General features: G+C 72.4%; 24 protein-coding genes, 2 tRNA genes and 1 other RNA gene. 12 read left to right on the forward strand and 15 right to left on the reverse strand.

The window, feature by feature from the left end; all coding sequences use genetic code 11:
- Both DY240_RS18175 and ffs read right to left on the reverse strand, forming a co-directional pair.
- Positions 1-1,405 (reverse strand): DNA polymerase III subunit gamma and tau (locus tag DY240_RS18175; RefSeq protein WP_119661282.1); only part of this gene is annotated, 1,405 nt, incomplete at its 3' end.
- A gap of 67 nt (positions 1,406-1,472) precedes the next feature.
- Positions 1,473-1,569: signal recognition particle sRNA small type (ffs, locus tag DY240_RS18180), an RNA gene on the reverse strand.
- Positions 1,570-1,653: 84 nt separating this feature from the next.
- Between ffs and DY240_RS18185 the strand changes: the two genes are divergently transcribed.
- Together DY240_RS18185 and DY240_RS18190 are read left to right on the forward strand one after the other, a co-directional pair.
- Positions 1,654-1,741, forward strand: a tRNA-Ser gene (locus DY240_RS18185).
- 76 nt (positions 1,742-1,817) lie between these two features.
- Entirely contained in the window at positions 1,818-2,330 is a 513-nt protein-coding gene (locus tag DY240_RS18190) for an NUDIX hydrolase (protein ID WP_199701709.1), read from the forward strand.
- Positions 2,331-2,339: 9 nt separating this feature from the next.
- On the opposite strand, the gene DY240_RS18195 is transcribed toward DY240_RS18190, so the two are convergent.
- The gene (locus DY240_RS18195; RefSeq protein ID WP_119661257.1) at positions 2,340-3,125 is read right to left on the reverse strand and encodes an alpha/beta fold hydrolase; all 786 of its coding nucleotides are present in this window, start codon (positions 3,123-3,125) and stop codon (positions 2,340-2,342) included.
- A 93-nt stretch (positions 3,126-3,218) separates the two neighbouring features.
- Between DY240_RS18195 and DY240_RS18200 the strand changes: the two genes are divergently transcribed.
- Positions 3,219-3,542, forward strand: a complete 324-nt coding sequence (locus DY240_RS18200) for a YciI family protein (RefSeq protein ID WP_119661258.1) — start codon at positions 3,219-3,221, stop codon at positions 3,540-3,542.
- Complete coding sequence (locus DY240_RS18205) at positions 3,539-4,765, forward strand: RNA polymerase sigma factor (protein ID WP_119661259.1); 1,227 nt, start codon at positions 3,539-3,541, stop codon at positions 4,763-4,765. Before DY240_RS18200 ends, DY240_RS18205 begins: the two co-directional genes overlap by 4 nt.
- Before the next feature lie 115 nt (positions 4,766-4,880).
- On the opposite strand, the gene DY240_RS18210 is transcribed toward DY240_RS18205, so the two are convergent.
- Positions 4,881-6,485, reverse strand: coding sequence for a helicase HerA-like domain-containing protein (locus DY240_RS18210; protein ID WP_119661260.1), 1,605 nt, complete (start codon positions 6,483-6,485; stop codon positions 4,881-4,883).
- Between the two features lie 43 nt (positions 6,486-6,528).
- On the opposite strand from DY240_RS18210, the gene DY240_RS18215 reads away from it, so the two are divergent.
- Both DY240_RS18215 and DY240_RS18220 read left to right on the forward strand, forming a co-directional pair.
- The gene (locus DY240_RS18215) at positions 6,529-6,834 is read left to right on the forward strand and encodes a type II toxin-antitoxin system VapB family antitoxin (RefSeq protein WP_119661261.1); all 306 of its coding nucleotides are present in this window, start codon (positions 6,529-6,531) and stop codon (positions 6,832-6,834) included.
- A gap of 89 nt (positions 6,835-6,923) precedes the next feature.
- Positions 6,924-7,484 carry a LytR C-terminal domain-containing protein gene (locus DY240_RS18220; RefSeq protein ID WP_119661262.1) on the forward strand — a complete coding sequence of 187 codons (561 nt, stop codon included), beginning with the start codon at positions 6,924-6,926 and terminating at the stop codon, positions 7,482-7,484.
- 19 nt (positions 7,485-7,503) lie between these two features.
- Here the strand turns inward: DY240_RS18220 and DY240_RS18225 are convergent, their stop codons facing one another.
- Complete coding sequence (locus DY240_RS18225) at positions 7,504-8,922, reverse strand: MFS transporter (protein WP_119661263.1); 1,419 nt, start codon at positions 8,920-8,922, stop codon at positions 7,504-7,506.
- Positions 8,923-9,046: 124 nt separating this feature from the next.
- Here DY240_RS18225 and DY240_RS18230 point away from each other — a divergent pair, with 124 nt between their 5' ends.
- Positions 9,047-9,925: a LysR family transcriptional regulator gene (locus DY240_RS18230; protein WP_119661264.1), complete on the forward strand. Its 879-nt coding sequence runs from the start codon at positions 9,047-9,049 to the stop codon at positions 9,923-9,925.
- Between the two features lie 45 nt (positions 9,926-9,970).
- Here DY240_RS18230 and DY240_RS18235 read toward each other — a convergent pair whose 3' ends face one another.
- The 3 genes from DY240_RS18235 to DY240_RS18245 form a co-directional block, all read right to left on the reverse strand.
- Positions 9,971-11,515, reverse strand: a complete 1,545-nt coding sequence (locus DY240_RS18235; protein ID WP_119661265.1) for a potassium/proton antiporter — start codon at positions 11,513-11,515, stop codon at positions 9,971-9,973.
- A gap of 101 nt (positions 11,516-11,616) precedes the next feature.
- A tRNA-Ser gene (locus DY240_RS18240) sits at positions 11,617-11,706 on the reverse strand.
- Between the two features lie 186 nt (positions 11,707-11,892).
- A complete protein-coding gene (locus DY240_RS18245) occupies positions 11,893-12,324 on the reverse strand; it encodes a nucleoside deaminase (protein WP_119661284.1) in 432 nt (143 codons plus the stop codon).
- Between the two features lie 271 nt (positions 12,325-12,595).
- Between DY240_RS18245 and DY240_RS18250 the strand changes: the two genes are divergently transcribed.
- Positions 12,596-13,867: a Glu/Leu/Phe/Val family dehydrogenase gene (locus DY240_RS18250; RefSeq protein ID WP_119661266.1), complete on the forward strand. Its 1,272-nt coding sequence runs from the start codon at positions 12,596-12,598 to the stop codon at positions 13,865-13,867.
- 7 nt (positions 13,868-13,874) lie between these two features.
- Here the strand turns inward: DY240_RS18250 and DY240_RS18255 are convergent, their stop codons facing one another.
- Positions 13,875-14,348 carry a tRNA adenosine deaminase-associated protein gene (locus DY240_RS18255; protein WP_199701721.1) on the reverse strand — a complete coding sequence of 158 codons (474 nt, stop codon included), beginning with the start codon at positions 14,346-14,348 and terminating at the stop codon, positions 13,875-13,877.
- A 30-nt stretch (positions 14,349-14,378) separates the two neighbouring features.
- A complete protein-coding gene (locus DY240_RS18260; RefSeq protein ID WP_199701723.1) occupies positions 14,379-14,621 on the reverse strand; it encodes a hypothetical protein in 243 nt (80 codons plus the stop codon).
- A gap of 103 nt (positions 14,622-14,724) precedes the next feature.
- On the opposite strand from DY240_RS18260, the gene upp reads away from it, so the two are divergent.
- Positions 14,725-15,366, forward strand: coding sequence for a uracil phosphoribosyltransferase (gene upp, locus DY240_RS18265; RefSeq protein ID WP_119661268.1), 642 nt, complete (start codon positions 14,725-14,727; stop codon positions 15,364-15,366).
- A 105-nt stretch (positions 15,367-15,471) separates the two neighbouring features.
- Here upp and DY240_RS18270 read toward each other — a convergent pair whose 3' ends face one another.
- From DY240_RS18270 to DY240_RS18280, 3 genes are read right to left on the reverse strand one after another with little or no spacing between them, the layout of a single operon-like run.
- Positions 15,472-16,941: an NAD(P)(+) transhydrogenase (Re/Si-specific) subunit beta gene (locus DY240_RS18270; protein WP_119661269.1), complete on the reverse strand. Its 1,470-nt coding sequence runs from the start codon at positions 16,939-16,941 to the stop codon at positions 15,472-15,474.
- Positions 16,938-17,264: an NAD(P) transhydrogenase subunit alpha gene (locus DY240_RS18275; protein WP_119661270.1), complete on the reverse strand. Its 327-nt coding sequence runs from the start codon at positions 17,262-17,264 to the stop codon at positions 16,938-16,940. The genes DY240_RS18270 and DY240_RS18275 overlap by 4 nt, the downstream gene beginning before the upstream one ends.
- On the reverse strand, positions 17,261-18,385 hold the full coding sequence (locus DY240_RS18280; RefSeq protein ID WP_119661271.1) for an NAD(P) transhydrogenase subunit alpha: 1,125 nt from the start codon (positions 18,383-18,385) through the stop codon (positions 17,261-17,263). Before DY240_RS18280 ends, DY240_RS18275 begins: the two co-directional genes overlap by 4 nt.
- 152 nt (positions 18,386-18,537) lie before the next feature.
- Between DY240_RS18280 and DY240_RS18285 the strand changes: the two genes are divergently transcribed.
- The 3 genes from DY240_RS18285 to DY240_RS18295 all read left to right on the forward strand — a co-directional run bounded on the left by DY240_RS18285 (position 18,538) and on the right by DY240_RS18295 (position 22,663).
- Positions 18,538-18,720 carry a hypothetical protein gene (locus tag DY240_RS18285; protein ID WP_119661272.1) on the forward strand — a complete coding sequence of 61 codons (183 nt, stop codon included), beginning with the start codon at positions 18,538-18,540 and terminating at the stop codon, positions 18,718-18,720.
- 81 nt (positions 18,721-18,801) lie between these two features.
- Positions 18,802-19,989 (forward strand): family 16 glycosylhydrolase, encoded by a 1,188-nt coding sequence (locus DY240_RS18290; RefSeq protein WP_119661273.1) that lies wholly within the window; start codon positions 18,802-18,804, stop codon positions 19,987-19,989.
- A 28-nt stretch (positions 19,990-20,017) separates the two neighbouring features.
- On the forward strand, positions 20,018-22,663 hold the full coding sequence (locus DY240_RS18295) for a golvesin C-terminal-like domain-containing protein (protein ID WP_119661274.1): 2,646 nt from the start codon (positions 20,018-20,020) through the stop codon (positions 22,661-22,663).
- A 45-nt stretch (positions 22,664-22,708) separates the two neighbouring features.
- Here the strand turns inward: DY240_RS18295 and DY240_RS18300 are convergent, their stop codons facing one another.
- Both DY240_RS18300 and DY240_RS18305 read right to left on the reverse strand, forming a co-directional pair.
- Positions 22,709-25,750, reverse strand: a complete 3,042-nt coding sequence (locus DY240_RS18300; RefSeq protein ID WP_119661275.1) for an alpha-mannosidase — start codon at positions 25,748-25,750, stop codon at positions 22,709-22,711.
- A 209-nt stretch (positions 25,751-25,959) separates the two neighbouring features.
- Complete coding sequence (locus DY240_RS18305; RefSeq protein ID WP_119661276.1) at positions 25,960-26,727, reverse strand: hypothetical protein; 768 nt, start codon at positions 26,725-26,727, stop codon at positions 25,960-25,962.
- Positions 26,728-26,890: the final 163 nt, after the last annotated feature.

Genomic DNA, 26,890 nt, shown 5'->3' on the forward strand with positions numbered 1-26,890 from the left:
CCGGCGCCGTCGGAGCGGCGGGCGTCGTCGGCGCAGGTGTCGCCGGGGTCGCCGCCGCGGGTGTCGTCGTCGGGGCCGCCCCGGGCGGAGCCGCCGCTGCCGCCGTCGTCGTCGATGGGTCAGCAGGCGGGTTGACCCGCGCGAACGCGGCCGCCCTCTTGGACATGCCCGGCGGGGTCTCCCCGACCGGCGCCGGAGCGGGCTGGGCGGCCGGCGCCGTCACCGGCGGAAGCGGCTCGCCGCCGGTGAGCCGTCGCTCGATGCGGTCGAGGCGGGCCTGGACGCCGGACACGGTGTCTTCGGCGCCGGGCAGCAGCAACCGCGCGCACACCAGCTCGAGCTGCAGCCGCGTGGGCGTGGCGCCCTTCATCGCGGTGATGCCCTCGTCGACCACGGCCGCGAGCCGGACGAGGTCGGACGGGCCGAACTGCGCGGCCTGCATGGCCATGCGTTCGGCCTGCTCGGGCGGGAGGTCCAGCAGCCCTTCGGCGACCGCGTCGGGCGCGGCCCTCAGGACGATGAGGTCGCGGAACCGCTCGAGCAGGTCGGTGAGGAAGCGGCGGGGATCGTGGCCGGCGTCCATGACCTGGTCGACCGCGGCGTAGACGGACCGTCCGTCGCCGGCGGAGATGGCCTCGACGACCTGGTCGAGCATGGCGGCGTCGGTGAAGCCCAGCAGGGCCACAGCGAGCTCGTACGTCACGCCGTCGTCGCCCGCACCCGCGATGAGCTGGCCGAGGATCGACTGGGCGTCGCGCGCGGATCCCGCCCCGGCCCGGGCGACCAGCGCCAGCGCGGCGGGCTCGATGGGCACGCCCTCCTGCTCGCAGATCCAGCCGAGGTTCTGCTGCAGCGTCTTCGTCGGGATGAGCCGGAACGGGTAGTGGTGCGTACGCGACCGGATGGTGCCGATGATCTTGTCGGGCGCCGTGGTGGCGAAGATGAACTTGAGGTGCGCCGGCGGCTCTTCGATCAGCTTGAGCAGGGCGTTCGCCGCACCCGGGCCGAGCTGGTGTGCCTCGTCGATGATGTAGATCTTGAACCGCGACGACACCGGCGCGAAGTGCGCCTTCTCGCGCAGGTCGCGGGCGTCGTCGACCAGCCCGTGCGTGGCGGCGTCGAGCTCGACGACGTCGATGTTGCCGGGCCCGTTCGGCGCGAGGTCCATGCACGACTGGCACTGCCCGCACGGCTCGTCGGTGGGGCCCTTCTCACAGTTCAGCGACCGCGCCAGAATGCGCGCCGACGACGTCTTGCCGCAGCCGCGCGGCCCGGAGAACAGGTAGGCGTGGTGGACGCGGTCGTTGGCCAGCGCTCGCATCAGCGGGACGGTGACATGCTCCTGCCCCACCACGTCAGCGAACCGGCCTGGCCGATAGGTGCGATACAGAGCGAGCGACGACACCTTGCGAACCCTAGTCGCCCCCGCCGACAGATTCCCATCCCGGACGCAGATCGCCAGGCAGGAGGGACGAAAGGACCCCTCGCGCACCCGGTAGAGCCCACTTACCCTTGCTGCCTTCCGGCCCTGGGGGAGTTAGGCGGGGTGCCGCCACGCGAGGGGTCGGCTGCCAGTGTACGTGGTCGGCGGCGCGGCATCACAACGCGCTCTCGATTTCAGGCGGAGCGCTCTCGTCGGATACCCTCTCCGGCGGAGGATTCGCCTAGTGGCCTAGGGCGCACGCTTGGAAAGCGTGTTGGGAGCAATCCCTCAGGGGTTCGAATCCCCTATCCTCCGCCAACCCCCTTCCAGGGCAGCCGCACCGGCCTCGTCCGGGGCCGGTCGGGCGGCGCTTAAGCTGGCGCGGATGATGCGCGTGACTGGGCCGGCAACGCCCGATCGTGTGGTCTCCTTCGAGGAGGCGCGCCGACTCGCCCAGGAGAACGCCTGGCGCGAGAAGGCGCTGATCTACCTCACCCGCGACCCCGCCGAGCTGCTGGTGCTCGAACACACCGCGTCCCCGCGCGCCGGTGTCCAGGTGCCCGCCGGTGGCGTCGAGCCGGGCGAGCAGCCGGCCCAGGCGGCACTGCGCGAGCTCGCCGAAGAGACCGGCGTGGTCGTCCACTCCGCACCGGTCTACCTCGAGTCGCGCGTCTGGGCCGACGGCTCGGCGCCCTCACGCGTCCGCCACTACTTCTGGATCGTCGCACCGCCGGACGTCCCGGACCGCTGGTCGCACGTCGTCACAGCGGGCGACGACGACGAGGGCATGCGCTTCCGGCTCGGCTTCCGTCCCAGGCACGCGGCGGGCCTCACCCCCGGCTTCGGATGGGAGTCCGGCCTGGGCCGCCTCGCCCGCGCCATCGACGACGCGCGCGGGCGGCGCTGACGTGGGCCGTCATCGGGCCAGGAAGTCCCGCACCGCGGCGGCCGTCGCCTCGGCCGGGATCGTGTGGTCCTCTCCGCCGGGCACCGCGACGTAGCGAGCGTCGGGGAGCAAGCCCGGCAACGCCTCGGCCGTCCGCCGCAGCATGGGCCAGGTCTCGGCGCCGGTCAGGACCAGCACCGGCACCTTCACCGCGAGCATCTCCGGCGTCGGACGGTCGTACGGCGGCGCCGTGAGGGTCGCGTCGTAGACGACGGTCGGGGCGATGGCCTCCAGTTGAGGGAAGAACGGCGACTGCCGGATCCCGGCGACCATCTCCGGCGGCAGCCCGATCCCCTCGAGCTGGAACGTGGTGACGGCGTCCGCCCGGCGACCGGCCGCGATCAGCGCGGCCAGCCGCTCCGGCAGGTCCGAATCGGCACGCCGGTCGTCCGGCGAGAGCGCGAACGGCGCCTCGTACAGCACCAGCGCGGACACCGCCAGGCTCCGCGACGCGGCGAGCAGCCCGAGGTTCGCGCCGGAGGAGAAGCCGAACACGGCCGCGGAGCCGCCGACGACCGAGAGGACGGCCGCGAGGTCCTCGATCTCGCGCTCGACGGCGTAGGGCGCGGTGTCGCCGCTGTCGCCCCGGCCACGCCGGTCGTAGCAGACGACGGTGTGGGACGACGCCAGCTCGGCGGCCACGGGTGCCAGCGTGTGCCGGTCGTTGAACGCGCCGGAGACGAAGACGATCGGCGAGCCGGACCCCTCGAGGTCGTAGGCGATCGTCGTGCCGTCGGCGGACGTGGTGGTGAACATCGGAACTCCTCGACATCAGAGAGAGTGGACGGGTCGACCCCACGACGAACGGGATGGCGCACGATGGACACTGTGGACCAACGAACCCGATACATGTTGCTGATCAGCGCCGACGAGGACCGCGAGCCCGACGTCGTCAACGAGGAGGGCCTGCGCCGGTTCCACGAGTGGATGGCCGACCTCGAGCGACGCGGTGTGCTCCGGGCGCACGAGGGCCTGTACCCGAGCCGGACGGCGACGACGGTGCGGGTCCGCGATGGCGAGGTGCTGCGCACCGACGGCCCCTTCATGGAGACGAAGGACCAGATCGGCGGCTTCGCCCTGATCGAGTGCTCCGGCATCGACGAGGCCGTCGAGATCGCGGCCGGTCATCCCGCCGCGCGGTTCGGGCAGGTCGAGATCCGCCCGGTCCGATGACCGACGTCCGGGCGGCGGTCGCCGCGGCGTTCCGCGACGAGTGGGGCCGGATCGTCGCGGCGCTGATCGCCCGCACCGGTGACTGGGACCTCGCCGAGGAATGCGCCGCCGACGCGTTCGCCGCCGCGCTGGAGACCTGGCCGCGTGACGGCGTCCCGGACCGCCCCGGCGCCTGGCTGACCACGACGGCACGCCACCGGGCGCTCGACCGGCTGCGGCGGGCGAAGGCCGGCGAGGCGAAGCTGCGGCTGCTCGCGGCGACGGCGGACGAGCCATCCGGTGCGCCCGCGACGCGACCCGACGACGACCGGCTGCGGCTCCTCTACACCTGCTGCCATCCGGCGCTGGCGTTCGAGGCGCAGGTCGCGCTGGCGCTGCGCACGCTGGCCGGCCTGACGACGACGGAGATCGCGCGGGCGTTCCTCGTCCCCGAGGCCACGATGGCCAAGCGGCTGGTCCGGGCCAAGCGGAAGATCCGGGCCGCCGCGATCCCGTACCGCGTGCCGCCGCCGGACCAGCTGCCCGAGCGCACCGCCGCCGTCCTCGGCGTCGTCTACCTGCTGTTCAACGAGGGCTACGGCGCCACCAGCGGCGACGGCTTGACGCGCCCGGAGCTCACCCGCGAGGCACTCCGGCTGGCTGCCCTGGTCGTCGAGCTGCTGCCGGACGAGCCGGAGGCGCTCGGCCTGCTCGCGCTGCTCCGCCTGCACGATGCCCGCGCCGCCGCCCGGACCACGGCGGACGGCGAGCTGGTGCCGTTGGAGGAGCAGGACCGCACTCGCTGGGACCGCGCGGCCATCGCCGACGCCGTCGCCCTTCTGCGGCGAGCGCTCGACCACGAGCGGCCCGGCCCGTACCAGCTGCAGGCGATGATCGCCGCCTGTCACGCGGTCGCTCCGCGGCCCGAGGACACCGACTGGACGCGGATCGTCCAGCTCTACGACCAGCTGCTCGAGCACCAGCCGACGCCGGTGGTCCGGCTGAACCGGGCGGTCGCCGTCGCGATGGCGGACGGGCCGGCGGCCGGGCTCGCGCAGGTCGACGCCGTCGCCGCCGAGCTGGACGGCTACCCGCTGCTGCCCGCCACCCGCGCTGACCTGCTCCGCCGCGCCGGCGATCGTGTCGCGGCCGCGGCGCAGTACCGCGCGGCGCTCGCCGTGGCCGCCAACGACGCCGAGCGCCGCTACCTCGCTCGCCGGCTGTCCGAGCTCGACCCGCCCTGACGGACCCCACCACTCCCGTTGATCTTGGAGTTCTTCGGTGATTGCCGGGCGAAATGTCCGGTAGATACCCGAACAACTCCAAGATCGACTTTGGGTTGGGAGCGGGGAGGTCCGCTCAGCGCCGGCGACGGGTGCCGAAGACGCCGCGGACGATCTCCTTCGCCAGCTCGCGCCCCGCGGTCTCGAGGAAGGCGTCGAACGGGCCGTCCGAGCGAGCCGCCGATCTCCGGGGCGACGACGGCGCGGGCTGCGGCACCGTGCCCGGCACCGGGAGGCCGCGGATCTCCGCCTCCAGCCGCTTGATCTCCTCCTCCGTGGTCAGCGGCTCCCCTGACGCGACAGGAGCGCCCGGACCGGCGGCGATGCGACCGCTGAGCAGCTCGTACGCCGACTCGCGGTCGACCCGCTCGCCGTACGTCGCGGCCAGCGGCGACGCGGTCACCACACCGGCGAGCACGTCGGGAGGCGACGGCGCCATCAGCGACCGCGGCGCCCGGAGCATCGTGTGCGCGACCGGCGTCGGCGCACCTTTCTCGGACATGACGGTGACCACCGCCTCGCCGATGCCGAGCGTCGTCAGCAGCTCCTCCAGGTCGTACGACGAGGTCGGATAGGTCCGGACGGCGGCCCGCAGCGCGGCAGCGTCGTTCGGCGTGAACGCCCGCAGCTGGTGCTGGACCCGGCTGCCGAGCTGGGCCAGCACGTCCTCGTGCACGTCCTTCGGCGACTGGGTGACGAAGAACACCCCGACGCCCTTGGAGCGGATCAGCCGCACCGTCTGGATGAGGGCGGCGAGGAAGTCCTTGGACGCGTCTGTGAACAGCAGGTGCGCCTCGTCGAAGAAGAACACCAGCTTCGGTTTCTCGAGGTCACCCACCTCGGGCAGCTCCTCGAACAGCTCGGCCAGCAGCCACATGAGGAAGGTCGAGAACAGCACCGGCCGGTCCTGCACCGACGGCAGTTCCAGCAGCGTGACGACGCCGCGGCCGTCGCCGGCGGTCCGCAGCAGCTGCCCGACCTCGAACTCCGGCTCGCCGAAGAACGCGTCGGCGCCGGACGCGGAGAAGTTGACCAGCTCGCGCAGGATCACGCCGGCCGTCTGCTTCGACAGCCCGCCGAGGCCCTCGAGGTCCGGCTTGCCCTCGGGCGACGTGAGGTGCTGGATGACGGCGCGCAGGTCGGCGAGCTCGACCAGCGGCAGCCCGGCGGTGTCGGCGTAGTGGAACACCAGGCCGAGCGAGCTCTCCTGGGTCGCGTTCAGCTCGAGGACCTTCGCCAGCAGCGTCGGGCCGAACGACGTCACCGACGCGCGGACCGGCACGCCCACCCCGTCGTCGCCGAGGCGCAGCAGCTCGACCGGGAACGCCTCGGGCGCCCACTCTTGCCCGACGGACCGGGCGCGGGCCGCGACCTTCTCGTCCGGTGATCCCGGCGAGGCGAGCCCGGACAGGTCGCCCTTGATGTCCGCGGCGAACACCGGGACCCCGGCGGCGGACAGCTGCTCGGCCATGACCTGCAGCGTCTTCGTCTTGCCGGTACCCGTGGCACCCGCGATCAGGCCGTGCCGGTTGAGCATCGACAACGGCACCCGCACGGGGACGTCGGCCAGCGGCGCGCCGTCGGCCACGAGCGCGCCCAGCTCGAGGCAGTCGCCGTCGAAGGCATAGCCCTGCCGCACGGCCGACACGGGGTCGTCGCCCTGGTTCCGCACCTGGAGCAGGATATGCCTGGCGAAACGACGGGCGCAGTTTAGACTGCGCTAGGTGATTTTCAAGCGCGTCGGAGACGGCAAGCCCTACCCGGAGCACGACACGGGTCTGCGGGCGTGGTCCGAGCTTCCCCCGCGCCAGATCCGCCTGGACGAACTGGTCACCACCAAGCGCACGCTGAACCTCGAGACCCTGCTGGCCGACGACTCCACGTTCTACGGCGACCTCTTCGCCCACGTGGTCGAATGGCGCGGCGAGCTGTACCTCGAGGACGGGCTGCACCGGGCCCTCCGGGCGGCGCTGCAGCAGCGGCCGGTCATCCACGCCCGCGTGCTGCTGCTCCCGGACACCGAGGCATGACCTGCGGCAACGGGAGCCTCCTGGCTAGGCTGACCTGATCACGACGACCCCCGTCCACGCGGCACCGCCCCCGGCACCGGAGCACCCCCATGGCGTTCGAGGATGAGGAGCTGACCGTAGAGGAGGCTGCGCGGCGGCACCGCTGGCGGCGCATCCGCACCTCGGTGACCCTGCTGGTCCTGATCGGGGTGGTCATCGGGGCCGCGTGGTACAGCTGGTCCAACGTCGTCGACGACGGCGAGACCACCGCCTCGGGCCCCACGGGCGAGCCGTGCGCCCCCGGTGTACCGACGGCCGCGCCCGCACCGGCCGACGTGCAGGTCAACGTCTACAACTCCACCGACCGCAACGGGCTGGCCTCCACCGTCGCCCGCGAGGTCCGCGCGCGCGGCTTCGTCGTCGTCGACGTCGACAACGACCCGCTCGAGCGCTCCATCACCGGGACGGCCGAGGTGCGGTCGCGGCCCGACGACCAGGCCGCCGCCGAGCTCGTCGCGACGCTCGTCCCTGGTGCGGTGTACGTGCCCGACGAGCGCACCGAGGCGACCATCGACCTCGTGCTCGGTGACGCGTTCCAGGCGCTGGCCGATCCGGCCGCGCCGCCCGCGACGCCGGCGGCCGGCCTGCCGCCCTGCCAGGCCGCGCCCTAGTTGTCACAGGGCTGGGTTGTCAATGACGATGCGCTCGATCCGGGTGATGTCGTGCGCGGCGAACCAGACCCCGGCTCGGCGCATGAACACGGGCGACGCGCTGTGTGGTGGCGGTGAGAAGGCCGAGCGCGCAGACGGCCGCCGCGATCAGGAACGGCAGGGCTGCGGTCGTGCTGCTGTGGTGCTGAGTCAGGATGGCGCTGGCGACGGCGGCCGCGATGGTCGCCCCGACCTGTCGGGTGGCGTTGAGGATGCCGCCGACTGAGCCTCTGGCTTCGGCGGCGGCGTGGTTGACGGCAAAGCCGACCAAGGCGGGCAGTGTCCAGGACACTCCCAGCCCGCTGAGTAGGAGCCCGAGAGCGAGGATGACCGGTTGATGCTGGACTGCCGTTGCAGCCCCGACCAGGCACAGCCCGATCAGGAAGGCGAGAAAGCCCATCCGGATCGGCCTCAGCGGTCCATGAGCGGCGACGATGCGCCCGGTGAGCAGCGGGTTCACGGCGATCAGCAAGGTCATCGGCAGCAGCGTTGCTCCGGCCGCCTCTGCACTCGTGTGGAGTAGGAGTGGGATGGAGAAGATCACCGTGGTCAGGGCGTAGTTGACCGCGGCGCCCCACCCGAAGGCCGTCCATACCGGGCGGTTCCCGCGTAGCGCCACCGCGACCAGTGGTGCGGGTGAGGTTCGATCCACCACGGCAGTGCCGTAGGCGAGCCCCACGGCGATGAGAGCGTAAACAGCAGCCATCAGCCAGGAGCCTTGCCCCGCCTGGGTGATCGCGAGCGTCGCGGTGGCCAAGGTTGCGGCGAGTCCGAGGTGAGGTAGCCACGAGAGGGCGCGGGCGTCCCGTGTGCTTGTGATCGATGTACGGCAGAGCGCCAGGACGATGAGGGCCATCGGAGCGTTGATCACGAAGACGGCCCGCCAGTCGTCGACGGCGATGAGCCACCCGCCCAGGACGGGTCCGGCAGCCATCGCTATGCCGCTGATCGCGGCCCAAGCGCTGATCGCGTTTCCACGGCGGCCCGGGTCGGGATACAGGCTGGCGATCAGGCTCAGGGAGCTCGGGATGATGGCTGCGGCGAACAGCCCCAACAGTGCCCGCATCGCCAAGAGAACCGACAGAGCCGGCGCGAGTGCGCAGCCCAAGGATGCTGCACCGAAGCCGAATACTCCGACGACGAAGACTCCGTAGGCCCCCAACCGGTCGGCCAGGCTGCCGCCGAAGACCAGGGCGGATGCCAGGGCCATGGTGTAGATCGTGGTTGCCCACCCGACACCGACCACGTCGGTGTGGAGTGAGGTCATGACGCTGGGCTCGGCCACGGCAAGCGCTGTGGTGTCCAGGAGCACCATGAAGTAGGCCAGCGATATGCCTAGGAGCTGTGGTGTGGGTCGTCGCTGGTGGCGCCGGGCGGGGTTGGCTGATACCTCGGGCATGGATCTCCTCGGCTCTGGCAAGTGTGGTTCCTCGAGGAGGACGGTCCTCCTTCAGCGCGCTCGGTTCGACCGGCACCACCGCGTCGCCATTCGGAATATCCGAACGCCGGCCTAAGGTCGGCGTGTGGACCTGGAGCAACTGCGCACGGCGATCGCGCTGGTGCAGCATCGGACTGTCAACCAGACGGCCGCCGCATTGGGCCTCGCCCCGTCGTCGATCTCTGATCGGATACGCCGGCTCGAAGGTGAACTCGGGGCCTCGTTGTTCACCCGCGATCGGACCGGCATGCGTCCGACCACGGCCGGCCGTGCATATCTCACCAGAGCAGGCGAAGCGCTGGAGACACTCGATGCCGCAGCGGACCAACTTCACGCAGCTCCAGGACTCAGCGTTGGAGCGCAGGCCTCGATCGCCGACGAGCTCCTACCAGCTGTCCTGGACGACCTGCGCCGAGCCCGGCCGGACCTCCAGGTGCGGCTACGCCCCGATCCCGACCGTGGTCGGCTCCTCGACGCGCTAGATCGCGGCGAGATCGACGTCGCGGTCGTCCTCGACGTAGGAGAACGCATCGGGGATCTTGGCTTCGCTCAACCCGCCTCAGCCCTGGAGTATCTCGACGTCCGCGAGGTCTCCATGACCGTCGTGGTCCCGCCAGATCATCCGTTGCTCGGGCGTCCGGTGACCATGCAGGACATCCAGCAGACCGGAGGTCTGATCGGCAGGGAAGCCCGCTGCTCGTTCTGGATGGCCACCAAGCGTTGGCTAGGCCCCGACATCGACCTCACCGCCGTCGGCGGACTTGCGCAGGTCCGTGACTGGGTCGCCGCCGGTCGCGGGATCGCGCTACTACCCGAGTTCGCAGTGCACGCCGACCTCGGCTCACGACGGCTCGCAAAGCTCGACGTGCACGCGCCTCCGCTGCAACTACGACTCATCTGGCGCGAAGACCACGAAGAGGCGAACACGCTTCGTCACCTCCTCTACGCGCTGACCCGGGCGTGAGGCACGCAGATCAGCGTTGCGACGTCGACGCCCGACCCGCAACACCTAGTCGTCGTCGGGTTCGGCGCCGCCGCGTTCGCCGAACCAGCCGGCGAGGCGGCCGCGGCGTCCGACCGCGCGCAGCCGGGCCTCGGTGGCGCGGCGCAGCGCCCGCGGCGCGACGATGAGGATCTCGTCGCCCTGCAACAGCTTGGTCCGCGGCCCGGGGACCATCGAGGTGTCGCCGCGGACGATCAGCGCGACGCCCACCCCTTGCGGGACCCGCAGTTCGGCGATCTCGACGCCGTGCAGCTTCGAGCCGGGCGGCACGCGGACGTGGATGAGGTCGGCGTCCAGCCGCTCCAGCGGCGCGGACTCGACGTCGGCGTCGCGGGTCGGGAAGGCCGGCACCATGCCGAGTCGGGTGGCCAGCCACGGCAGCGTGGGCGCCTGGATCAGCGTGTACAGCACGCTGACGATGAAGACGACGGCGAACAGCCACTCCGCGCGTTCGACGCCCTCGGCCAGCGGGATGGTCGCGAACACGACCGGAACCGCGCCACGCAGCCCGGCCCAGGACACGAACACCTTCTCGCGCACCGACATGAGGAACGGCGCCGTCGCCGCCCACACCGAGATCGGCCGGGCCACGAACGTCAGCACCGCGCCCGCGACGACCGCCGTCACGAAGGCGCCCGGCATGTCGGACGGCGACGACAGCAGGCCCAGCATGACGAACAGCCCGATCTGCGCCAGCCAGGCCAGCCCTTCGACGAACGACCGCGTGGCCGCGCGGTGCGGCAGGTGGGAGTTGCCCAGCACGAGTGCGGCGATGTACACCGCCGCGAACCCGCTCATGTGCGCGAACGCGCCGACGCCGTACGCGAGCATCGTCAGCGTGAGCACCACCAGCGGGTAGAGGCCCGACGCCGGCAGCGCCGTCCGCCGCAGGATCGCCGCGCCCACCCGCCCGACGACGTAGCCGAGACCCGCGCCGCCGAGCAGCTCGTACACCACGGTCAGCCCGATCATCAGGAAGCCGTCGTCGGGACCGTGACTGGCGCTGAGGATCGTCACCAGCACGATCGCCGGCGCGTCATTGAGGCCGGACTCCGCCTCCAGCGCGCCGGACAGGCGCCGTCTCAGCGGCAGCCGTCGCAGCGTCGAGAACACCGCGGCAGCGTCGGTGGGCGCGAAGATCGCACCGAGCAGGATCGCCGGCAGCCAGTCCAGGCCGAGCAGGTAGTGGCCGATGACGGCGACGACCGCCGTGCTCACGACGACGCCGACGGTCGCCAGGGACAACCCGATGCCGAAGACCGGACGCACCTCGTCCCACTGCGTCGTCAGCCCGCCCTCGGCCAGGATGACGATGAGCGCGGCGTAGGCGAACGACCGCGCGATGTCGGGGTCGGAGAACTGGACGCCGAGACCCGACTCGCCGATCGCGACCCCGATCAGCAGGTACAGCACCAGGCTGGGCAGCCCGAGTTTGAGGCTCACCCGCACCGCGACGACCGCGGCGATGAGCACCAGGGCGCCGGCGAGCAGGAAGACGTTGAGCGTGTCGACGGTCACGCCGCACCCCCGTCCCCTGTGGCCGAGCCGCATCGCGGCAGGTCTAGAGCGTAGAGCGCGGGCAGCCCTGGTCGCGCGACGAGCAGCAGGAGCGACAGAGCCCGCCCCGGGTTCCGGGGCGGGCTCTGACACGCTGGCGGTAGCGGTGGGATTTGAACCCACGGTGGAGTTGCCCCCACACACGCTTTCGAGGCGTGCTCCTTAGGCCGCTCGGACACGCTACCGCCGTCGAGGGTACCGGACCCCCGCTGCCGTAGGAAATCGGCCCGCTCCTCACTCGCCGCGGACGCCCTTCACTCGCTGCAGGTCCGAATACGAGGGCGGCCGGAGCCCGGTCCGGCTCCCGCGCGGGTGAGCTGTCGCACGACCGGGTGCGGAGAGCGCGCGGAGCCCCAGGCGAACAACGGCGCTCAGCGGTGGGTGGCGAAGAAGTCGCGGACGAGCGCGCCGCACTCGTCGGCGAGGACGCCGGAGATGACCTCCGGGCGGTGGTTGAGCCGCCTGTCGCGGACGAGGTCCCAGAGCGACCCGACGGCGCCGGCCTTGGGGTCCGGCGCGCCGTAGACCAGGCGGTCGACGCGGGCGAGGACGAGGGCTCCGGCGCACATCGAGCACGGCTCCATCGTGACGACCAGTGTGCAGCCCTCCAGCCGCCACGAGCCGGCCGCGGCAGCCGCGGACCGCAGCGCCAGCACCTCCGCGTGCGCGGTCGGGTCGGCGTCGGCCTCACGCCGGTTGTGGTCGCGCCCCAGCACCACGCCGCGTTCGTCGACGACGACGGCGCCGATCGGCACGTCGCCGGTCGCCGGAGCCAGCTCGGCCTCGGCGAGGGCGAGGCGCATGAGCGGCTCGTAGCGCCGGCCGGACGGTCCCGCGGACATCAACGCTCCTCACATCTCGGGCCGTACACGTGGACTCCTTCGCTCCGGTTCCTTCATGGTCCGGACCCTCCATGGGCCCCGACCCTAACGGGGCAGCGGCGTCAGCCTCGGGGTTCCCGCCGCTCGCCGAAGATTCTCAGCGTCACCACAGGAACGACCAGAAACTCTTTGACGAGACCACGCCACCGGTGCGAAGCTTAGAAGAACGAACGTTCGCTTTGCGGGAGACTCCATGACCCTCACCACCCTCTCGATGGTCGACCGCGGCCTCACCGCTGACATCGCCGTCGACCGCTGCGTCGACCGGGCGGCGGAGCTGCTCGAACTGCGGCCCGGCGTCAACGAGCTGCTCAAGCTGCACGACCGCGAGCTCGGCGTCCAGCTGCCCTTGCGCCGCGACGACGGCAGCGTCGCCGTCGTCCAGGGGTACCGCGTCCAGCACAACGGCGCCCGCGGGCCGTACCTCGGCGGGCTGCGCTTCCATCCGCTGGCCGACCTGCACCAGACGCGGGCGTTCGCGTCGCTGATGACCTGGCGGTCCGCGCTGCACGGCCTGCCGTTCGGCGGCGCCCAGGGCAGCCTGCGGATCGACCCGGCCGACTTCTCGGCGACGGAGCTCGAGGCGCTGACCCGCCGCTACGCGCTCGCCGTCAGCCATGTCATGGGGCCGCGGCTGGACGTCGCCGCGCCCGACCTCAACACCGACGCGCGCGTGATGGCGTGGTTCCTCGACGCCTACGGGAACCGCCACGGCCACGCGCCCGGCGTGGTCGCGGGGAAACCCCTGAGTCTCGGCGGCGTCCCCGGCGGCGACGCGGCGGCCGGTCGTGGACTGGTGTACGTGCTCGAGGCGGCGGCGCGGCGCTGGGGGCTCGACCTCGGCGCGCAGCGGGTGGCCATCCAGGGCTTCGGCCACGTCGGCTCCTGGGTCGCGCGGGAGCTGTACGTGCGCGGCGTGCGGGTGGTCGCCGTCAGCGATGCGGGCGGCGCGGTGCTGAACGAGCGCGGGCTCGACGTCCGCGAGCTGCTGCGCGCGACGGCCGCCGGGTACTCCGTCGCCGACTCCGGGGCGCCGCTGCAGCGCGTCGCGCCCGATGAGCTCCTGACGCTGGACTGCGACGTGCTCATCCCGGCCGCGACCGGCGACGTGCTGACCGCGTTCAACGTCGACGGCGTGCGCGCGGGCATCGTGGTCGAGGGCGCCGCGCACCCCGTCACGCCGGAGGCCGACGCCGTCCTGGACGCGCGCGGGGTGCGGGTCGTCCCCGACCTGCTGGCGGGCGGTGGTGCGGCCATCGCGGCGTACGCGGAGTGGGCCCAGGGCGTCGCCGGCGTCCCATGGGACGAGCTGCGCCTCGCGACGGAGCTGCGCGGGCGCATCGAGCGGACGTTCGCCGAGGTCGCCGACTTCAGCGAGGAGCACCACTGCAGCTACCGGGAGGCCGCCTACGCGCTCGCCGTCGACCGCGTCGCGGCGGCACTGGAGCTGCGCGGCGGACTCTAGACCGCCGTCAGGGCAGGACGTCGTCCAGCTGCGGGCCGAAGCCCGCGCGGGCGGCGATCTGCATGAGCATCTCATCGGGGTAGCTGTCGAGGTCGTCGCAGATGGCGGCCAGCGCCATCGGGTCGACGCCGAGGTCGGCGAAGATCGCGAGGTCGCCGGCCGGCTGGACGGGGTCGTCGTCGTCGGGGAGCGGCAGCCCGAGCCGCTCGACCACGTCGCGGGCCATCGGCCAGTCCGTCGCGGCCGTGACGTCGGACAGCAGCAGCCGCAGCTCGCCGCCGATCAGCCGGACGGCGTAGAAGAAGTCCTCGTCGACGGAGACGAACGCCAGCGACCCGCCCTCGCCCGGCCGCTGGCGCAGCAGGTCGACGAGCTTGCCGAGGTCGTGTCCGAGCCGGCGCGGCGCCGTCTCGACCAGCCAGCGTCCGTCCTCGCGGTAGGCCACGACCACGAAGTCGACGACGCCCTCACCGTCGGACACCACCGGACCCTCTCGTGGACGGAGCGGTCCCTACATGCTCTGGCGTAGCCGCCGGCGCAGGCCCGCCGTCCGGCCGTGCCAGGGGGTGGAGCGGGCGAGCAGCGCGCGGGCCTCGGCCAGCTCGCGCAGGAAGACGGCCCGCTGACGTAGGCGTGCGGCGTCGGTGACGAGCTCACCGCTGGGGGTTGGGGATTCGTCTGCACCCGAGCCGACAGGCTCGGCGATGGCGCCCTCGGGCATCTGGCCTCCGTTCTTCAGACGCAACCCCTGCACACTCGGGGGACGCTAGCACCAGCACACCCGACTGGTCGAGAGCCCGCCCGGATTCCTTCCGGGACCTCGCTGCCGGCCTCGGCCGATCAGATAGGTTCCTCGCATGCGTCTGCTGGCAGTCGACCACCCCCTCGTCGCACACAAGCTCACCGTGCTGCGCAACGCCAAGACCGACTCGCCCACGTTCCGGCGGCTCGCCGACGAGCTGGTCACCCTGCTGGCCTACGAGGCCACCCGCGAGGCGCGCGTCGACACCGTCGAGATCGAGACGCCGGTCGCGCCGACCACCGGCGTGAAGCTCAGCTCGCCCAAGCCGCTGATCGTCCCGATCCTGCGTGCGGGCCTCGGCATGCTCGACGGCATGGCCCGGCTGGTGCCGACGGCCGAGGTCGGCTTCCTCGGCATGATCCGCGACGAGGACACCCTGCAGGCCACCACGTACGCCACCCGGCTGCCCGACGACCTCACGGGGCGGCAGTGCTACGTCCTCGACCCCATGCTGGCCACGGGCGGCACGCTGGCGGCGGCCGTGCGGTTCCTGGTCGACCGCGGCGCCGACGACATCACCGCGGTCTGCCTGCTCGCCGCACCCGAGGGCGTGCAGCACCTGGAGGACGAGACCCGCGAGCTGGGCGTGCCGGTCACGGTGGTGACGGCGGCGGTCGACGAGCGGCTCAACGAGAAGGGCTACATCGTCCCCGGCCTCGGCGACGCCGGCGACCGCCTCTACGGCGTCGTCGACTGAGGCCTCCCGGCCTCGCCGTCCCCCGCTCCGGAATGATCACGTTCACTACGAAAACGCGTGTTGCAGCACGGGATTTCGTGCTGAACGTGATCATTCCCGGGCGGGTCAGAGGGACTTCAGCGCCGTCACGAGCGCGGTCAGCGAGGCCTTGGCGTCGCCGAACAGCAGCGTCGTCTTCGGGTCGAAGAGCAGCTCGTTCTCGATGCCGGCGAAGCCCGGGCGCATCGACCGCTTGAGGAACACGATGGCGCCGGCGTGGTCGGCGTCGAGGATCGGCATGCCGTAGATCGGCGACCCGGGCGACGTGCGCGCGGCGGGGTTGACGACGTCGTTGGCGCCGACGATCAGCGCGACGTCCGCCGTCCGCAGCTGGCCGTTGGCGGTATCCATCTCGAGCAGCTGCTCGTACGGCACGTTCGCCTCGGCGAGCAGCACGTTCATGTGTCCAGGCATGCGCCCGGCGACCGGGTGGATCGCGTAGCCGACCTCGACGCCGCGCTTCTCCAGGAGGTCGACCAGCTCGCGGATCGTGTGCTGCGCCTGCGCGACCGCCAGCCCGTATCCCGGCACGACGATGACGCGCCGCGCGTACGCCAGCATGATCGCGACGTCGTCGGGGCCGGCCGAGCGGACCGGGCGATCCGATGCCTGGCCGCCGCCCGCGGTCGAGCCGCCCTTGAACGCGCCGAACAGGATCGACGACACCGAGCGGCCCATCGCGTGCGCCATGGCCCGCGTCAGGATGGTGCCGCTCGCACCGACGAGGGTGCCGGCGACCAGCAGCAGTGCGTTCTCCAGGACGTACCCGCCGGCGGCCACCGCGAGGCCGGTGAACGCGTTGAGCAGCGAGATGACGATCGGGACGTCCGCGCCGCCGACCGGCAGCACCAGCAGCACGCCGGCCAGCAGGCCGACCAGTGCCAGGACGATCGCCAGCGTCACGCTGCCGGTCGCGACCGTCCAGACGCCGAGGCCGAGCGCCGCCACCAGCACGCCGCCGAACACGAACGGCCCGCCGGGGAACGTGATCGGGCGGCCGGTCATCAGCTCCTGCAGCTTGAGGAACGTGATGACCGACCCCGAGAACGACACCGAGCCGATCAGCGCGGTGAACGCCGTGGCGGTCAGGCTCCCGGTGCCGAGGATCTCGACCATCCGCGAGATCTCGGACTCGGTGAGGTCGCCCGGCAGGAGCGCGAACCAAGCGAAGTCGCCGAACCCGGTGGACCGCTCGATGCCGGCGCGGGCGGGCTCGGACAGCTCCAGCAGCGCGACCAGCGCGGCCGCGCCGCCACCGACGCCGTTGAACAGGGCGACCAGCTGCGGCATCGCGGTCATCGCGACCCGCCGCGCCCCGAGCGCGCCGCCCACCGCACCGACGGCGACCGCGAGCAGGATCCAGCCGAGGTTGCCGATGTCGTAGGCGATGAACGTGACGACGACGGCGAGCAGCGCGCCGAACGCGCCGACGAGGTTGCCGCGCCGCGCCGTCTTCGGCGACGACAGGCCCTTGAGGGCGAGGATGAAGCAGACGGCGGCGACGACGTAGCAGACCTGCGCCCAGACGGGGATCACGCGCCGTCCTCCTTCGCAGCGACCTCCGCGGACGGCGGGCCGGGCCGCTTGGCGCCGAACATCTCCAGCATCCGGTCGGTGACGACGAACCCGCCGACCAGGTTCAGCGTCGCCAGCACGACGGCGATCAGCGCGACCACCAGCACGCCGGCCTCGTCCGCGGTCCCGGCCACGATGACCGCGCCGACGAGGATGACGCCGTGGATCGCGTTGGCGCCGGACATCAGGGGGGTGTGCAGGGTGGACGAGACCTTCGACACGACCTCGAACCCCACGAACACCGCCAGCACGAACACCGTCAGCAGCGCGACGCCCTCGGTCACTCGGCCTCCAGGAGCTCGCGGGTCGGGGCATGCCGGACGACGCCGTCGTGGGTGACGGCGGCGCCGTCGACGATCTCGTCGGCGAAGTCGGGCGTGACCTTGCCGTCGGCCGTCATCAGCAGCACGAGGTTGACGACGTTGGCGGCGAACAGCCGGCTCGCGTGCACCGGGAGCTGGCTCGGCACGTTCCGCGCTCCCCAGAGCAGCGCCCCGCCCACGACGATCTCCTCGCCGGGGACGCTGCCCTCGACGTTGCCCCCGGACTCTGCCGCGAGGTCGACGACGACGCTGCCGGGCTTCATCGCCTCGACGGCGGGCCGCTCCACCAGCAGCGGCGCCGTGCGACCCGGCACGGCCGCCGTCGTGATGAGCACGTCGGACGCCGACACGTACGGCGCCAGCAGGTCGCGCTGCAGCTGGGCGCGCTCCTCGGTCATCTCGCGCGCGTAGCCGCCGGCACCTTCCAGGCTGGGCAGGTCCAGCTCGACGAACTGCGCGCCGAGGCTGCGGACCTCGTCGGCCGACGCGGCGCGGACGTCGTAGGCCTGCACGCGGGCGCCGAGCCGGCGAGCCGTCGCGATGGCCTGCAGCCCGGCCACGCCGGCACCGAGCACCAGCACCTCGGCCGGCGGGATCGTGCCGGCGGCGGTCATCGAGAGCGGGAAGAACCGCGGCAGCTTCTCCGCCGCCACCAGAACCGCTCGGTAGCCGGCGACCAGCGCCTGCGACGTGAGCGCGTCCATCGACTGCGCCCGCGAGATGCGCGGCACCAGCTCCAGCGAGAACGCCGTCACGCCGGCGTCGCGGGCGGCCCGGACGACGTCCGGCTCCTGCGTGACCGGCAGGAGCGAGACGGTGACGACGCCACTGCGCAGCGTCGCCAGGCGGCCGGGCGGCAGCGGCTGCACGGAGAGCACGACGTCGGCGGCCGTCAGCACGTCGCCGCGCACGATCGTCGCGCCCGCGGCCTCGTAGGCCTCGTCGGGATGCAACGCGCCCAGGCCGGCCCCGGACTCCACCGCGACCTCCAGCCCGGCGCTGGTCAGCCGGCCGACGAGGTCAGGCACCAGCGCCACCCGGCGCTCGTGGTCACGGGTCTCGGCGGCGACGACGACCTTCATCGCCCGCAGACGTTACCCGCCCATCGCCACCGACCGACAGGGGTTCGCCACGTCTTGGTCGGACCCGTAAGGGAAGAGCCCTCCCGAGGATGGAGGCGAAAACGCCGTTCACCGGGGACAATGGAAGAGCAGACCCCGAGAGAGGACACGCCATGGGCAAGAACACCGGATGGATCGTCGGAGGAGCAGCCGCGGTGATCCTCGCGCTCTGGCTGCTGCCCTTCTGGCTCTTCGTCGTGCTGCTGATCGGCATCCCGGTCGCCGGCTACCTGATGCTCGACCCGTCGCAGCGGCGCCGCCTGCGCGGCCGCCGCAACCGGCAGATCGGCCAGTAACCCCAGCGACCTAGATGCCGCATTCACATTGTAGACATTGAACCCGCATGGTCGTAGTCTCCTCGTGACGAGGAGGTCGCCATGCGGGTTCGTGCGTGCATCACCGTGCTCTCGGCCGCCGCTGCGCTGCTGGTCGCCGGTGGAGCGCCGGCGACGTCCACCCCGACCGAGCAGGCGCTCGCCGCCCCCGCGGGCTACGCGCTGAGCTGGGCCGACGAGTTCGACACCACCGCGGTCGACACCACCCGCTGGACCTTCCGCACCGACACCAAGGGCTGGAGCACGCAGCGGCCCGAGAACGTCACCGTCGGCGGCGGCGTCATGACGATCCGTCTGTGCCCGCGCGGGACGTCCGGCCCGTCCTGCACCCCGACCGGCGCGACGACGCTGTACACGGGCGGCGGCCTCATCAGCAGGGAGAAGCCGCGCTACGGGTACTACGAGACGCGGGTACGGACGAACACCGGCAGCGGCTGGCACACGGCCTTCTGGTCGGCCGAGAACGGCGCCACCGGCCCGCGCACCGAGATCGACGGCTTCGAGATCGACTCGCACGTGCCCCGTCAGATCCGGCACAACGTCATCGCCTGGACCCAGGGCACGCTGACCAGCGGCATCTACGACGTCGGGTTCGACACCTCGGCCGCCTGGCACGTGTACGGGTACGAGTGGCGCGAGGACGAGGTGCGGTTCTACGTCGACGGCGCGCTGGCCTGGAGCACGCCGTACTCGCCGAGCACGTACACGCACAACTTCCTCAACGTGTGGCTGACCGCGATCGCGATCGACCTCAACGACAGCCCGGGCGTCGACGACGGCGCGTTGCCGGGCACGGTCCAGTTCGATTACGTCCGCTTCTACGAGCGCGACGCCTACGCCGACAACGACGATCCCGCGGGCGGATACGCCGAGACCGGCACCGGCTGGGCGACGTCGAGCCTGCCGTCGTTCGGCCGGCTGACCAACCGGTACTCCTGCGACCCGGGCGCGTCCGCGCACTGGACGGTCCGGCCCCCGGCCACCGGCAGCTACCGCGCGTACGTCCACCGGGTCGGCGGCACCGGCGGGCAGGCGGACGCCCCCGTGACGGTGCTCGACGGCGGTACGACGCTCGCGAGCGCGCCCGTCGACTTCGGCGCCACCGGCAACGCCTGGGTGCCGGTCGGCGGCGCCCTGAACCTGACCGAGGACCGCCCCTACACCGTCCGCGTCGAGCGCACCGGCGCCGGCTGCATCCGCGCCGACGCCGTCAAGCTCGTCCGCCAGTGAGCCCCCGTCCCGTCCAGGAGGTCGTCACGTGAACGTTTCCGCCCTGAACCGGCCGGCCCGCGCCTGGTCCGCGCTGGCCGTGAGCGCCGTCGCCGCCCTGAGCGCCGTCGCCGCCCTGAGCGCCGCCTCACTGGCCGCCGCGCCGCAGCCGGCGGCCGCCGAGGAACCCGCCGCCGAGCCGGCCGCACCCATCCCCGGGTACGAACTGGCCTGGGCCGACGAGTTCGACGGCGTCAACGCCGACGGCACCGGCCTGAACACCGACGACTGGTACTACCGCGAGGGCGAGAAGGTCATCTGCTCCAACAGCCCGGACAACGTGACGGTCTCCGGCGGCCTGCTGCACATCGCGTTGAAGCGCGAGGACCGCAACGGCATGCCCTACACCTGCGGCGGCGTGATCAGCAAGGAGTGGTTCGGCTACGGCTACTACGAAACGCGCGCACAGCTCTGGGGCGAGCAGGGCTTCCACTCGGCGATGTGGACCACCGGGCTCGGCGACAGCATGCCGGACACGCCGCTCTACAAGGGGCCGAACAACCGGGTGAACGAGATCGACGGGTTCGAGATCGACTCGCACGCGCCCGACCGCATCCAGCACCATTCCCACTGGTTCGTGCCCGAGCACATCGGCAACCAGGGCGGCGTGTACGTCGGGCCGGACAGCTCCGACGGCTACCACACGTACGGCTTCGAGTGGCTGCCGAACGAGATCCGCTACTACGTCGACGGCGTGCTCGCCCGCGTGCAGCCGTACCCCGGTCCGCACGGCCTGCAGAGCATCTGGCTCACCACGCTCGGGTACACCGCACCCGTCGACGAGAGCGACCTGCCCGGCGTCACCACGTGGGACTACTTCCGCTACTACGCCCCCACCGACGACGGCAACCGCGCGACGCCCGGCAGCATCGTCGTCGACAACGGCGAGCCCGGCTACGCCGAGACCGGAGCCTGGGAGGACACCGGCGAGGCGTTCGGCTACCAGGACCGCGAGACGCGCCGGTCGACGGAGTCCGGCGCGACGGCGGCGTGGACACCGGAGGTCGACGACGCCGGCGAGTACGAGGTCTTCGTCTGGAATCCCAGCTTCCTCAGCACGGGGCACACGGCCGCCCGTTACACCGTCACGCACGCCGGCGGCACCACCGACGTGGTCGTCGACCAGCGGACGGCCGGCCAGCGCTGGGTCAGCCTGGGCTCGTACGAGCTGACCCCGGGCAGCGGCCACGGGGTCCGCGTCACCGGCGACGCCGCCGGCACCGGCACACTGCGCGCCGACGCGGCGATGTTCACGCCCGCGGTGGTCGTCGACGACGCCGACCCCGGCTACACCGAGTCCGGGACATGGGCGGGGTCGGCGACGGTGACCGGATGGCTGACGTCCGGCACGCGTTACGCCAGCGGCTCCAGCTCGACCGCCCGGTGGACGCCCGACCTGCCGGCGAGCACCACGTACGACGTGTACGCGTGGACGCCCGGCAACGCGCTGAACACCGACGACGCGCGGTTCACCGTCGCACATGCCGGCGGGACGACGGTGGTGCCGGCCGACGGCGTCGTCGACCGGTGGACGCACCTCGGCCGGTTCGCCTTCGCCGCCGGCACCGGCGGCTACGTCGAGCTCGGCAAGGACTACGGCGTCACGGGGTTCCTGCGGGCCGACGCGGTGAAGTTCGTCCCGGTGCCCACGACCGGCGACGCCGCGCCGCCGGCACCGTCGGGGGTCAACGGCACCGTCAACGCCGTGCCCGCGACCGGCGACGCGGTGCTGACGTGGCACTGGCGGCAGGTCCACGACCCGGACGTCGTCGGGTACCACGTCTACCTCGACGGGCAGCGCGTGAGCTGGCAGCCGGTGGTGCGCCCGTGGTTCCGGATGCGCGAGATGCTGGCCGGCCAGCGCTACGACATCACGGTGACCGCCGTCGACAGCGCCGGGCGCGAGTCGGCGCCGTCCCGGCCGGTGTCGGTGCGCATCCCGGTCGACACGCGGGCACCCGCCGCGCCCACCGGGCTGGCCGGCGAGGCGGCGAACGGCCGCGCCATCCTCTACTGGGCGCAGAACGCCGAGGTCGACCTGCTCGGGTACAACGTCTACGCCGACGGTGAGCTCGTGAACACCAAGGGGCCGGTCGGGCACATCGCCGATCCGAGCTTCACGCGGCTGGGCTTCCCGGTCGAGGAGCTGGCCAACGACCAGGCGCACCGCCTGGAGGTGCGCGCCGTCGACCTGTCCGGCAACGAGTCGGCGCCGGCCGCCGTCGCCGTCACCCCGCTGCCGATGAGCATCGTCGGCATCACCGACCCCGGCTACTCCGAGCAGGGGACGTGGACGGCGTCGAGCGTGCCGGGCTGGCTGCGCTCCAGCACGCGGACCAGCAACGTGACCACGGCGACGGCCACCTGGCGGCCGGACCTGCCCACGGCCGGCGCCTACGACGTCTACGCATGGGTGCCGAACCACCTGAACAGCACGACCGCCGCGCGGTACACCGTCACCCATGACGGCGGGACGGGCGCCGTCGACATCGACCAGACCACCGGCGGCAACCAGTGGATCCACCTCGGCCGGTTCGACTTCGCCGCGGGGACGGGCGGCGACGTCACCGTCTCCAACGCCGCCGGCCGCGGCTACCTGCGCACCAGCGCGGTGAAGTTCGTGCCGGCGTCGTGACGGTGTGACGGGTGGTGGCGCCGGCACGCCGGCGCCACCACCTGGTCAGGCGCGGCGCAGGCGCAGCGTCACGATCTGGAACGGCCGCAGCTTCAGAGCGACCGCACCGTCCGCGGAGGTGCTCGTGACCGCCGTCGCCGGCACCGGCCGCTCCAGCAGGTCGGTCTCCTCGACACCGGACACCGCGAACGACGGCGTCAGCGTCGCGGCCGCCCGGCCGCCGCGCGCCTCGTAGAGCCGGACGACGACGTCCCCGGAGCGGTCGTCGGCCAGCTTGACCGCCGACACCACGACGCCCGGGCCGCTCACGCGGACCAGCGGCTCGACCTCGTGACCGGCGCCCTGCACGAAGCGCGGCGGCAGGTTGAGCGCGTAGCCCTCGCGGACCGCGTCGTCGATGGTCGCCCCCGGGACCAGCGAGTAGCGCAGCGTGTGCACGCCCTGGTCGGTCTCCGGGTCGGGGTAGCGCGGCGCCCGCAGCAGCGACAGCCGCACGGTGGTCGTCGTCCCGCCGCCGGCCGCCGCGCCGCGGCGCACGTCGTGGCCGTAGGTGGAGTCGTTGACCAGTGCGACGCCGTAGCCGGGCTCCTCCAGGTGGACGAACCGGTGCGCGCACACCTCGAACTTCGCCGCGTCCCACGACGTGTTCTCGTGCGTCGGGCGGTAGTGGTGCCCGAACTGCGTCTCGTAGGCCGCCCGCTGCGTCTGCACGTCCAGCGGGAACGCCGCCTTGAGGAACTTCTCCCGCTCGTGCCAGTCGACCTCGGTGCTGATGTCGAGGCGCCTGGCGCCGGGCTCCAGCGTGATCTCCTGGACGACGTGCGAGTCGCCGAATCGCCGCGCGACCCGGACGGTGCCGCCGTCGGCTCTGAGCTCGTCGACGTCAACGAGGTCGGTGACGGTGTTGCGGTAGAACTCGTCGACATCCCAGGCGTCCCACTGGTTGGGCAGGTCCTGGTGCAGCTGCAGCAGGTTGCCGGGACCGGCGAGCACCTCGCGGCCGGCCTCCAGGTCGAGGACCGACGTGAGCAGCCCGCGGCCGTCGACGGTCACCCGCAGCAGCCCGTTGTCGAGGACGTAGCCGCCCTCGGCGGCGACGACCTCCGTGGACGCCTGCGACGACAGCGCGATCGGGACGGCGGCCAGCGCGGGCACGTCGCACCGGCCGTGCGGCGCGGCGTTGAACCCGATCGTCGCACTGCCCTCGCCCGCCAGCGCGCGCTGGGCCCGCTCGACGATCTCGGTCAGCTCGGCGGCGATGCGGGCGTACTGATCGCGCGCCTCGCGGTGCACCCAGGCGATCGAGGAACCGGGCAGGATGTCGTGGAACTGGTTGAGCAGCACCAGCTTCCAGATGCGGTCCAGCTCGTCGTACGGGTAGTCGACGAGGCCCGCCACGGCCGCCGTCGCCGACCACAGCTCGGCCTCGTGCAGCAGGTGCTCGCTGCGCCGGTTGCCCTGCTTGGTCTTGGCCTGCGACGTGTACGTGGCACGGTGGATCTCGAGGTACAGCTCGCCCGACCACACCGGAGCGTGGGGGTACTCCGCCTCGGCCGCGGCGAAGAAATCCGACGGCTTCTCGATGGCGACCCGCGGCGAGCCCTCCAGGTCCGCCGTCCGGCGTGCCTGCGCGATCATCTCGCGGGTGGGGCCGCCGCCGCCGTCGCCCCAGCCGAAGGGCACCAGCGAGCGGTTGGCGTCGCCCTTGTCGCGGAAGTTGCGCACCGCGTGCGCCAGCTCGGTGCCCGACAGCTCCGCGCCGTAGGTGTCGGCCGACGGGAAGTGCGTGAAGACCCGGGTGCCGTCGAGGCCCTCCCACCAGAACGTGTGGTGCGGGAACGCGTTCTGCTTGTTCCACGAGATCTTCTGGGTGAGGAACCAGCGCGAGCCGGACAGCGTCACCAGCTGCGGCAGCGCCGGAGAGTACCCGAACGAGTCCGGCAGCCACACCTCCTGCGTCTCGACGCCGAACGTCTCGAGGAAGTAGCGCTTGCCGTACACCAGCTGCCGGGCCAGCGCCTCCGAGCCGGGCATGTTCGTGTCCGACTCGACCCACATGCCGCCGACCGGGACGAACCGGCCGCCCTTGACCTGCTCGGCGACCTTCTCGAACACCTCCGGACGGTGCTCCTGGATCCAGGCGTACTGCTGCGCCGACGACATCGCGTAGACGAGGTCCGGGTACTCCTCGAGCAGGCTCACCACGTTCGACGTCGTCCGTGCGACCTTGCGGACGGTCTCGCGCACCGGCCACAGCCAGGCGGAGTCGATGTGCGCGTGCCCGACGGCGGAGATGCGGTGCGCGCTCGCGTTGGCCGGCTTCGCCAGCACGTCGGCGAGCTGCTCGCGGGCGGCCGCCGCCGTCGCGGCGAGGTCCTGCAGGTCCAGCGCGTCCAGCGCCCGCTCGACGGCGCGCAGGATCTGCCAGCGGCGGGGCTCGCCCTCGGGCAGCTCCGGCATGAGCGTGCCGAGCGTCTCGAGGTCCTGCCAGAGCTCCCAGACGTCGCGCTCGAACACGCTGATGTCGGCCCGGTTGATGCGGTACAGCGGCTCGCTGCCGGCAGTCGACTTCTCGCCCAGCGGCGTCATGGCGAACGGCGTGTCGCCCTCGAGGCGCGGGTTGGCGGCGGCCTCGACGTAGAGGTCGATGCGCTCGCCGCCCCGGGCCGGGTCGGCGACCGGCACCCACAGGTTGCGCGGGTTCAGCGCTTTCACCACCGAACCGTCCGGCCGGTACACCAGCCCCTCGGCCTGGAAGCCGGCGAACCGGTTCTCCCAGCCCAGGTCGATGAACAGCTCGACGCGGCGGCCCGCGGCCTCGGCCGGCACCTCGCCGGTGAGCCGGAACCACGACGTGCCCCACGGCGGACCCCAGCGCTCGCCGACCTCGACCGGGACGTACCGGCCGTCGGCGACCGCCTCGCCGCCGGGCAGCGCGACCGACGGCGGCACCGGCTCACCCTGGCCGCCGTCGACGTGCCAGACGGTGAGGGACAAGGGGGCGACCGTGCGGTGGACGGCCGGCTTGAGCCGCTGGTTCAGAACTCGTTTCAGGCGCTTCTCGACCAGGGCGCGGTTGTCATGCATGGCGGGATTCCAGCCTCCGTCGGATGGACTGCGATGCGCGCCCGCCGGCGTCCGGGCGGGCGTCCGGGACGGGCCGGAGACCAACGTTACGGCGTTGTGGGAACGTCACCACACCCGGTCGCGGCAAATGCGCGGAATGCGTAGAGAAGATCTCAGGCTTGTCTCATGATCGGTACCTCGGACGGCGCCGGCACGGCGGCGGGACTGACTCAGCCGGTGCAGCGGACGGCGTCGATCGCGCCCGTCAGCTCCGACGTCGTGAGGTAGCCGCAGTCGTCGACGGTGTATGTGACGGTCTCGGCCTGCAGCACGGTGCCGGGCGGGACCCGGCGCAGCGGCCAGTCCGGGAACCGCGTGACATCCGCGCCCGGCTCCGGCGCGCGGTACTCGAGCACCTCGTCGTACGTGCGCAGCAGGACCCGGCCGGCCGCGAGGTCGGCGGACGCATCGGTGACGACGTTGCCGACGATCCCCGCGAGGAACCCGTTCTCCGGCTCCGGCAGCTCGATGGTGCCCAGCAGTGCCAGCTCGCCGCCGTCCGCCGGACCGTGGTACAGCCGGGTGCTCCCCGTCTCGCCGGTGTCGCGGTCGAACGACGCCTTGCCGACCACCAGCGGCCGGCCGCCGGAGTCGACGACCAACGCCTCGGCGTCGGTCGGCCCGTCCTCGTACGTGAACTCCAGCGCGTCGGCGTCGATGGTCGCCGGCGGGTCGCCGAGGTCCGGCTCGGGCGCCCGGTAGACGGTGACGTGGTCGCGACCGACGTGGTCGCCGATGTCGCCGACGTACAGGCAGGACGTGCCGGGGTCGTCGCCGCACGGGCCGACGGCCAGCGCCTCGGCGTTCTCGGCGTCCATCCCGGCCAGCTCGATGCCGGCCACCGGCGTGCCGTCCGCACGGACGACCGCCACCGCGGAGGTGCCGGCCTCGTCGCTGACGACGTAGTAGAGGCCGGATGTGCGTACGCTCGCGGCCATCCCGCTGACCTCGACGACGGTCTCCTCCGACAGGGTCCCGACGGTGTCCGGCTCGCCGTAGCAGGGGCTGTCGCAGCCGGGCGACGGCTCATCAGGAGGCCGCGGCGACGTGCTCGCCGGGCCGTCGTCGGGAGCGGCCCCCGCGGAGGGTGAGCCGTTCCCC

It is taken from the genome of Jiangella rhizosphaerae (assembly GCF_003579925.1).
Lineage (GTDB): Bacteria > Actinomycetota > Actinomycetes > Jiangellales > Jiangellaceae > Jiangella > Jiangella rhizosphaerae.

Excerpts from the sequence above, each read along its gene's own strand:
- DY240_RS18195 (WP_119661257.1), bottom strand. The coding sequence starts at position 3,125 with ATGTTCACCACCACGTCCGCCGACGGCACGACGATCGCCTACGACCTC.
- DY240_RS18200 (WP_119661258.1), top strand. The coding sequence starts at position 3,219 with ATGTTGCTGATCAGCGCCGACGAGGACCGCGAGCCCGACGTCGTCAAC.
- DY240_RS18205 (WP_119661259.1), top strand. The coding sequence starts at position 3,539 with ATGACCGACGTCCGGGCGGCGGTCGCCGCGGCGTTCCGCGACGAGTGG.
- DY240_RS18220 (WP_119661262.1), top strand. The coding sequence starts at position 6,924 with ATGGCGTTCGAGGATGAGGAGCTGACCGTAGAGGAGGCTGCGCGGCGG.
- DY240_RS18225 (WP_119661263.1), bottom strand. The coding sequence starts at position 8,922 with ATGCCCGAGGTATCAGCCAACCCCGCCCGGCGCCACCAGCGACGACCC.
- DY240_RS18235 (WP_119661265.1), bottom strand. The coding sequence starts at position 11,515 with ATGCGGCTCGGCCACAGGGGACGGGGGTGCGGCGTGACCGTCGACACG.
- DY240_RS18245 (WP_119661284.1), bottom strand. The coding sequence starts at position 12,324 with ATGCGCCTCGCCCTCGCCGAGGCCGAGCTGGCTCCGGCGACCGGCGAC.
- DY240_RS18250 (WP_119661266.1), top strand. The coding sequence starts at position 12,596 with ATGACCCTCACCACCCTCTCGATGGTCGACCGCGGCCTCACCGCTGAC.
- upp (WP_119661268.1), top strand. The coding sequence starts at position 14,725 with ATGCGTCTGCTGGCAGTCGACCACCCCCTCGTCGCACACAAGCTCACC.
- DY240_RS18280 (WP_119661271.1), bottom strand. The coding sequence starts at position 18,385 with ATGAAGGTCGTCGTCGCCGCCGAGACCCGTGACCACGAGCGCCGGGTG.
- DY240_RS18285 (WP_119661272.1), top strand. The coding sequence starts at position 18,538 with ATGGGCAAGAACACCGGATGGATCGTCGGAGGAGCAGCCGCGGTGATC.
- DY240_RS18290 (WP_119661273.1), top strand. The coding sequence starts at position 18,802 with ATGCGGGTTCGTGCGTGCATCACCGTGCTCTCGGCCGCCGCTGCGCTG.
- DY240_RS18300 (WP_119661275.1), bottom strand. The coding sequence starts at position 25,750 with ATGCATGACAACCGCGCCCTGGTCGAGAAGCGCCTGAAACGAGTTCTG.
- DY240_RS18305 (WP_119661276.1), bottom strand. The coding sequence starts at position 26,727 with ATGGCCGCGAGCGTACGCACATCCGGCCTCTACTACGTCGTCAGCGAC.